The sequence below is a fragment of the Bordetella petrii genome, from assembly GCF_020991325.1.
Classification (GTDB): domain Bacteria; phylum Pseudomonadota; class Gammaproteobacteria; order Burkholderiales; family Burkholderiaceae_B; genus Bordetella_A; species Bordetella_A petrii_E.
On the sequence record NZ_JAJMLX010000217.1, the window covers coordinates 1 to 8,038 of the forward strand.

An 8,038-nucleotide genomic window follows, 5' to 3' on the forward strand; every position below is an offset into this window, starting at 1 on the left:
CGTCGGGCGTGCCGGGCGGTTCGGCCAGGCCGGTTTCGGCCGGGGGCTCGGCCAGTCCGCCCTCCATGGGCGGCTCGGCCAGGCCGCTGTCGTAATCGCCGCCGCCGCCCAGGCGCAGTTCGTCCGGGATCTCATACACCACGGGCGGCTCGGTCACCATGTAATACACGGACCCCGTCAGCACCGCAAAGGCCACCAGGGGCGCCAGCGCCAGGGCCATGTGGCGCGACAGGAAGCCCATGGACACGGCGCTGTTGCGGCGGCCCTTGAACATGGCGGCCAGCATGCCGGTCATGGCATGGGTATAGCCCTGGCCGGACAAGGCCTGGGCGCCATCGGGCAGGGCGATCCGCCGTTCCTCGGCTGTCAGGGGGGGCGCTACGTCGGGGCGCAGCTTCGCCACCAGCATCACGTACAGCACATACAGGCCGGCTAGCATCAGGCCGGGAAAGAAGGCGCCCGCGTACAACTGCACCACGGACACGCCGGTGGTGGCGCCGTACACAATCAGCATCACCGAGGGCGGCAGCAAAATGCCCAGGCATCCGCCCGCCGTGATCGAGCCGGCCGTCAGCCGCACGCTGTACCCGGCCTTCAGCATGGCCGGCATGGCCAGCAGGCCCATCAGCGTGACCACCGCGCCCACAATGCCGGTGGCGGTGGCGAATATCGCGCAGGTGGCCAGCGTGGCCACGGCCAGCGCGCCGGGCAGGCGGGCCAATGCCAGGTGCATGGACCTGAACAGTTTCTCGATGAGGTTGGCGCGTTCTACCAGATAGCCCATGAACACGAACAACGGCACCGAGATCAAGGCGTCGTTGGTCATGGTGGCATACGTGCGCTGCACCATCAGGTCCAGGGTTTGCCTGACCGACTGCTGGGCATCCGCATTTTGCAGGTAGTAGGCCAGGAAGGTGAACAACACGCCCATTCCCATCAGGGTAAAGGCGGTGGGAAACCCCAGCATGATCGCCACCACGATCAGCGCCAGCATCAGCAGGCCCAAGTGGCCGGTGGTGATGTCGTGCCAGGGCATCAGGAAGCCTATCATCGCCAGCACGATGCCGATGCAGCTCAGGCCAAACCACAGTGCCTTGTGGATCTTCATTTGGCCTTCTCCTCGTCAGTCACGTAGCGGTCCAGCCGGGCGATGTCCTCGTCCTTGACGTGCACCATTTCCTTGAGCTTGTCCACGTCCACTTCCTCTACGTCATCGGCGCGCGCCGGCCAGGCGCCGTTGCGCAGGCACAGCACGCAGCGAGCGATCTCGGCCAGCCCTTGCAGCAGCAGGAAGGCACCCGCGACGGGAATAAACGCCTTGAAGGGGTAAATGGGCGGCCCGTCCGCCATCAGCGACGAATGCTCGCGTATGGCGATGGATTCTCCGGCGTAATACCAGCCCGCCCACACCATGGCCACCACGCCGGGGACGAAGAAGGCGATATACAGGATGATGTCCAGCCCGGCCTGCACGCGCGGCGGCAGGAAGCCGTACAGGATGTCGCCGCGCACGTGGCCGTTCTTGGCCAGGGTGTAGGCGCCCGCCATCATGAACAGCACGCCGTAGTACATCAGCTGCAGGTCGAACGCCCAGGCGCTGGGGGTATTGAAGATATAGCGGTTCAACACTTCCCAGCATATGTGCACGGTCAGTATCACAATCAGCCAGGCGAAAGCCTGGCCCACGAATGTGGACAGACGGTCCACCATGCGTATCAGCTTGAGCATCGGGCGCGATCCAGATCAGGAGTAAGTGGCGGCGGCAATGGCGCACCCGCCCGCGGCGGCGGAACATCTGTCCGTCGCCGGAAGGGCGGGTGGGGTAGGCCGCGGCGGTACATCAACCGGCGGGAATCAGGCCGCCGGCTTGCGCGCGAAGTAGTGGTTGAACGCCATCCGGAAGTTGGCCGACACATCGTTGTGCCAGCGTCCCGTACGCTGCGCGAAGTCGCGCTGGGAATCCAGTACCTTCTTGAACAAGGGGTTCTCGGCCGAACGCTTCTCGATCATGGCGTCCCAGATCTTCAGTTGTTGCTGCAGGATGGCGTCGGGCGTCTTGTAGAACTTGACGTTGTGCTCTTTCTGCAGCTTGATGTAGTCGGCCGAATAGCGGTTGGCGGCCTTCCACGACATGTCGGCGCTGGCGGCCTGCGCGGCATAGGCCAGGATGTGCTTCAGGTGCTTGGGCAGCGTTTCGTACTTGTTCTTGTTGAACAGGATCTCGAACTGTTCGGCGCTCTGGTGGAAGCTCTGCAGCATGCAGATCTTGGATACATCTGGGAAGCCCAGCGCCAGATCGGACGAGGCATTGTTGAATTCGGCGCCGTCCAGCAGCCCGCGGTCCAGGGCCGGCACGATTTCCCCGCCGGGCAGGGCGTTCACCGCCGCGCCCATGGCCGAATACATGTCGATGGCCAGGCCCACCGTGCGGAACTTCAGCCCCTTCACGTCCTCGGACTTGGTAACCGGCTTCTTGAACCAGCCGAAGGGCTGGGTGGGCATGGGGCCGTACATCATCGACACCACATTCACGCCCATGGCCTTCTGGATTTCGGTCAGCAGTTCCTTGCCGCCGCCGTATTCGTGCCAGGCCAGCAGCATGTTGGCATCCATGCCGAAAGACGGGCCGGACCCCCAAAGGGCCACGGCGGTATTCTTGCCGTACCAGTACGCAACCACGCCGTGGCCGCCGTCCAGCGTGCCGGCCGACACCGCGTCCAGCAGGTCGAAAGCCTTCACCACCGCGCCGGCGGGCAGCACTTCGATCTTCAACTGGCCCTCGGCCATGTCATTGACCTTGCGGGCGTAGTCTTGCGCGAACTCGTGGAAAATGTCGTTGGAAGGCCAGGTGCTCTGGAAGCGCAGGGAAATCGGCGAACCCTGGGCGCGGGTGATGGCGGGAAACCCCAGCGCCGCGGACCCAGCGACGGCGGAGGCGCCGGCAATGAAACGGCGGCGGGAGGATGTGGCGTGTTGCATGGCTTGTTGTCTCCGGTATGACTGCATGAACCAACTTGTTATGAACAGCTTGTGGGTGCAGCAAAACAAAGCGCAATGCATGAAGCAGGCGGCCGCGTCAGGGACGCATAATGAATAATTAGGAGGCCGCAACAGGATTAAACCGTGTGGAACACGTCCTGACAATTGTCTGACGCTCGGGAATAACCCGTATGGTCATCCCTTGCAGGAATGTTTTAGGCCTGAAGCAGATCGGGCGGCTGCAAGAGGGTCTTGGTACACTATCAGGTTTACCCCTGCGTCCGTGCGACGCGCCAAGCCACTACACAACCGCCGTGATCTCTACCGCCAATCTCACTATCCAGTTCGGCCCGAAACCCCTTTTCGAGAACGTCAGCGTCAAGTTCGGGGAAGGCAACCGGTACGGCCTGATCGGGGCCAACGGCTCGGGCAAGTCGACCTTCATGAAGATCATCGGCGACGACCTCGAAGCCTCGGGCGGCAACGTGTCGCTCGAGCCTGGGGTGCGGCTGGGCAAGCTGCGCCAGGACCAGTTCGCCTTCGAAGACCTGCGCGTGCTCGACGTCGTCATGATGGGCCACACCGAAATGTGGGCCGCCATGACCGAGCGCGACGCCATCTACGCCAACCCCGAGGCCACTGAAGACGACTACATGCGCGCGGCCGAACTGGAAGCCAAGTTCGCCGAATACGACGGCTACACCGCCGAAGCCCGCGCCGGCGAACTGCTGCTGGGCCTGGAGTTCGGCGTCGACCAGCACCAGTTGCCCATGCGTGAAATTGCCCCCGGCTGGAAGCTGCGCGTACTGCTTGCCCAGGCGCTGTTCTCGAATCCCGACGTGCTGCTGCTGGACGAACCCACCAACAACCTGGACATCAACACCATCCGCTGGCTGGAGAACGTGCTCAATGGCTACCAGAGCACCATGATCATCATCAGCCACGACCGCCACTTCCTGAACCAGGTGTGCACCCACATGGCCGACCTGGACTACGGCGAAATCCGTATTTACCCCGGCAACTACGATGACTACATGCTGGCCTCCACCCAGGCCCGCGAGCGCCTGGTGGCCAACAACGCCAAGGCCAAGGAACGCGTGGCCGAGCTGCAAGACTTCGTGCGCCGCTTCGCCGCCAACAAGTCCAAGTCGCGCCAGGCCACCTCGCGCCTGAAGCAGATCGACCGCATCAAGGCCGAGCAGGTCGTGGTGAAGCCTTCGTCGCGCCAGAATCCATACATACGCTTCGAGCAGAACAAGGTCATGCACCGCCTGGCGGCCACCATCGAGAAGCTGTCGAAATCGTATGACGCGCCCGTCATCCGCGATTTTTCCGCCATGATCGATGCCGGCGAGAAAATCGCCATCATCGGCGCCAACGGCGTGGGCAAGACCACGCTGCTGCGCATGCTGGCCGGCGACCTGCCGCCGGATTCCGGTTCCATCAAGTGGTCCGACAACGCCGACCTGGGCTACATGGCCCAGGATGTGTCCGACCAGTTCCTGCAAACCGACGTGAATCTGTTCGACTGGATGGGCGATTACCGCCAGCCGGGCGACGACGACCAGTCCATCCGCTCGGTGCTGGGGCGGCTGCTGTTCTCGGCCGATGACCTGCCCAAGGCGCCCAAGGTGCTGTCGGGCGGCGAAAAAAACCGCATGACATTCGGCCGCCTGATGTTGGGCCGCCACAACGTCATGCTGCTGGACGAGCCCACCAACCACCTGGACATGGAATCCATCGAGTCGCTGCAGTTCGCGCTGGAAAAATACCAGGGCACGCTGATTTTCGTATCGCACGACCGCGAATTCGTGTCGGGCCTGGCCACGCGGGTCATCGAGATCCTGCCCACCGGCGAAATCGTCGATTACCGCGGCGGCTACGAAGACTACCTGACCTCGCGCGGCATCGAGGCCTAAGAGACATCCCACCCCCGAAGCGCTGCGCGCTTTCCACCTCGCGGCTGGCACGCCGCTCGGATTCGCCAGGCACGGAACAGTCCTCAAGGACTGTTCCGTGTCCGGGCTCATCCCCTCAAGGGGGCGACGCTGGCGGACCGGCAAAGCCGGCTCCGCGGCGTCCCCGGTCAAGCTGCACCCGTTTTATTCCGCGCGGCCGTGCATCGCGCGGTGCAAATACCGACACGGCCTTCGCGTCGCGGCGGGCCAGTCTCTTATGACTATATAACCAAAAGTGCTTAACGCATTATGAAAATATAGTTTGGGTTCATATAACAGGTTGTTAGATTAGGGCTTGTCCATTTTCAAGCTTTCCGCGCGCGGGCCCGCCCTATGAACCTTACCTTCGAGCACGTCCACAAGAACTTCGGTAACTTGCAGGTGGTGGACGGTTTTTCCAGCGAATTCAAGACGGGTGAACTGGTGGCCCTGGTGGGCCCCTCGGGCTGCGGCAAATCCACGCTGCTGCATATGGCCGCCGGCCTGGAAATGCCCACCGAAGGCCAGGTGCTGGCCGACGGCAAGCCGGTATCCGGGCCTCATCCCAGCCGCACCCTGGTGTTCCAGGAACATGCGTTGTACCCCTGGCTGACGCTGCGCGACAACGTGGCGCTGGCCCTGGAATTCCAGAATGTTCCCAAGGCCGAGGCGCGTGAAAAAGCCATGGCCTGGCTGGAGCGCGTGGGCCTGGCCGGCTTCGAGCAGTATTTTCCCCAGCAGGTGTCGGGCGGCATGCGCCAGCGCGCCGCGCTGGCGCGCGCTTTCATCGCCCAGCCCAAGACCATGCTAATGGACGAGCCTTTCGGCGCGCTGGACGCCCTGACGCGTCTCAGCCTGCAGGACGTGCTGCGCCAGTTGATCGAACAGGAAAAGCCCTCGGTGCTGCTGGTGACCCACGACGTGGACGAGGCCCTGTTCCTGGCCGACCGCATCGTGGTGTTCAGCCCGCGCCCGGCCCGGGTGCTGCGCGAATTCAACCTGAAGCATCGCCGCAAAACCCACGACCTGGCCGACCTGGCCGGCGAAAAGCGGGAAATCCTGGGCCTGCTGGGCATCCAGGTGGCCGACGGCGACGTCGCCCTGGCGGCCTGATCCTTTCCGGCCGCGGCGGACACGCGCCTGGCCGACCGCCAGGCAGGCCCGCCACGGTCCTCATACCTATAAATCCCTGTTTACGCACTGGAGCACACCATGAAACTGAAGCAATGGCTGTCCTTGCCGCTCACCGCGGCGCTGCTGGCGGCGGCCCCGGCCATGGCCGCCGAGAAATTCCGGGTCGGCTATCTGCGGGTCATGGACGATGCCCAGGCCATCGTGGCCCAAGAGGGCGAGTTCTACAAAAAGGCCGGCCTGGATACCGAACTGATCGAGTTCAAGTCGGGCACCGACCTCATCAAGGCCATCATCGGCGGCCAGGCCGATATCGGCGTGCTGGGCTTTACCAACGCGGTGGCCTGGGCGTCCAAGGGCGCCGACCTGAAGGTGGTGGGCGGAGCCCAGCAGGGCTACCATTCGCTGGTGGTGCGCAACGACGCCGGCATCGACAAAATCGCCGACCTCAAGGGCAAAACCCTGGCCTCGCAAAAAGAAGGCAGCACGGCCGACGTGGTGCTCAAGGGCGTGGTGCTGAAAGAAGGCAATCTGCAGCCTTCGGACGTCAACATCATGGGTGTGAGCCCCGCTGTGGCGGTGCAGTCGCTGGTGGGCGAGCGCGTCGACGCCGCGTTCCTGTTCGAACCGTACGACCGCATTGCCCAACTGGTGGCGCCGGTCAAGCAGATCTACGAAGTGGGCCAGGCCTGGCCGTTCCCCTGCATGGTGGTGATCACCTCGGGCGACGTGCTGGACAAGCGCAAGGACGAAGTCTGGAAAGCCCTGGACGCGCAGAAGGCCGCCATCGACCTGCTGCAGCAGAACCCCGAGCAGGCTTCCAAGCTGATCGCGTCGTATTTCATTGCCGAGCCCACGCTGAAAACCCTCGAGCGCGGCGCGCTGCCGCGTGAAACCGTGATTACCGAAGCCATCAAGACCCAGGTATTCACCGCCAAACTCACCGACAAGGACACCGCGCGCATGCAGGAAATCGCCGGTATCCTGCAGGCCCAGGGCTCGCTGAAGACGCGTGACGGCAAGCCGTACGACGTGTCGGGCATCGTCGACCTGTCGTGGCAAGAGGCGCGCAAACTTTGAGCTCATCTACCCGCGTAACAGGCCTGCGCAAGCACCTTGCCGGGGTGCTGGGCATTGCCTTCATTTTCCTGCTGTGGCAGGCGGCCGCATGGGTACTGCCCGATTTCCTGATGCCGGGCGTGCCCACCGTGGCCGCGCGGCTGGTCCAGGAGCTGGGGCAGTCCGAGTTCCACCAGAGCCTGGTGGGTACGCTGGGCCGCCTGGGCGCCGGTTATGGCCTGGCGCTGCTGGCCGGTATCGGTTTCGGCCTGGTGGCCGCGGTGCTGTATTTCTTTCGCGAAGTGCTGCGCAGCGCCATCGTCATCCTGCAGTCGATTCCCTCCATTGCCTGGGTGCCGCTGTTCCTGATCGTGATGGGTTTCGGCAATACGCCCATCATCGTCGTGGTGGCCCTGGCGGCATTCTTTCCGGCCGCGCTCAGCGTGATGAACGCCACGGAATCGGTGCAGCGCGTGCATGTGTCGGCGGCCCGCGTCATGGGCGCCACGCGCTGGGGCCTGATCAAGCGCGTTTACCTGCCGGCGGTCATGCCCGAGCTGATCACCGGTGCGCAACTGGCCTTCGGCAATGCCTGGCGCGCGCTGATCTCGGCCGAAATGCTGATCGGCTTCGGCCAGGGCCTGGGCCGTTCGCTGGCGTATTCGGGCGAAATCGCCGACATGACGGGGGTCATGGCCAACATCCTGGTCATCGCCATCCTGGCAGCGCTGATCGACCAGTTCATCCTGGAAAACCTGAAGCATCGCCTGCTGCGGTACCAGTACGTGTAAAGAGAAGGCGGGCCGCGGCCCGCCGCAAGCCATGACGCGCCGCTTATCCTGCCTACGTTTCTTCCGCCATGCGGCGCTGATGTCTGCCATGGCCGGCGCGCTGCCCGCCGCGCAGCCGGCCATGGCGGCGCCCGACGGCGC

At 63.9% G+C, this 8,038-nt stretch carries 7 protein-coding genes; 4 read left to right on the forward strand and 3 right to left on the reverse strand.

From position 1 onward, the window contains the following. From LPZ50_RS18475 to LPZ50_RS18485, 3 genes are all read right to left on the reverse strand, one after another. The coding region (locus LPZ50_RS18475) for a TRAP transporter large permease subunit (protein WP_230663434.1) at window positions 1–1,108 on the reverse strand (1,108 nt) is incomplete at its 3' end. Then, window positions 1,105–1,728: a TRAP transporter small permease subunit gene (locus LPZ50_RS18480; protein ID WP_230663436.1), complete on the reverse strand. Its 624-nt coding sequence runs from the start codon at window positions 1,726–1,728 to the stop codon at window positions 1,105–1,107. The genes LPZ50_RS18475 and LPZ50_RS18480, both read right to left, overlap by 4 nt. Before the next feature lie 126 nt (window positions 1,729–1,854). Next, a complete protein-coding gene (locus tag LPZ50_RS18485) occupies window positions 1,855–2,979 on the reverse strand; it encodes a TRAP transporter substrate-binding protein (protein WP_230663438.1) in 1,125 nt (374 codons plus the stop codon). Between the two features lie 314 nt (window positions 2,980–3,293). On the opposite strand from LPZ50_RS18485, the gene LPZ50_RS18490 reads away from it, so the two are divergent. The 4 genes from LPZ50_RS18490 (at window position 3,294) to LPZ50_RS18505 (ending at window position 7,897) form a co-directional block, all read left to right on the forward strand. Continuing rightward, window positions 3,294–4,898, forward strand: coding sequence for an ABC-F family ATPase (locus LPZ50_RS18490; protein WP_230663440.1), 1,605 nt, complete (start codon window positions 3,294–3,296; stop codon window positions 4,896–4,898). Window positions 4,899–5,270: 372 nt separating this feature from the next. Next, complete coding sequence (locus tag LPZ50_RS18495; RefSeq protein ID WP_230663442.1) at window positions 5,271–6,029, forward strand: ABC transporter ATP-binding protein; 759 nt, start codon at window positions 5,271–5,273, stop codon at window positions 6,027–6,029. A gap of 99 nt (window positions 6,030–6,128) precedes the next feature. Then, a complete protein-coding gene (locus LPZ50_RS18500) occupies window positions 6,129–7,127 on the forward strand; it encodes an ABC transporter substrate-binding protein (protein ID WP_230663444.1) in 999 nt (332 codons plus the stop codon). After that, window positions 7,124–7,897, forward strand: coding sequence for an ABC transporter permease (locus LPZ50_RS18505; protein ID WP_230663446.1), 774 nt, complete (start codon window positions 7,124–7,126; stop codon window positions 7,895–7,897). Before LPZ50_RS18500 ends, LPZ50_RS18505 begins: the two co-directional genes overlap by 4 nt. The last annotated feature ends 141 nt before the right edge of the window (window positions 7,898–8,038 follow it).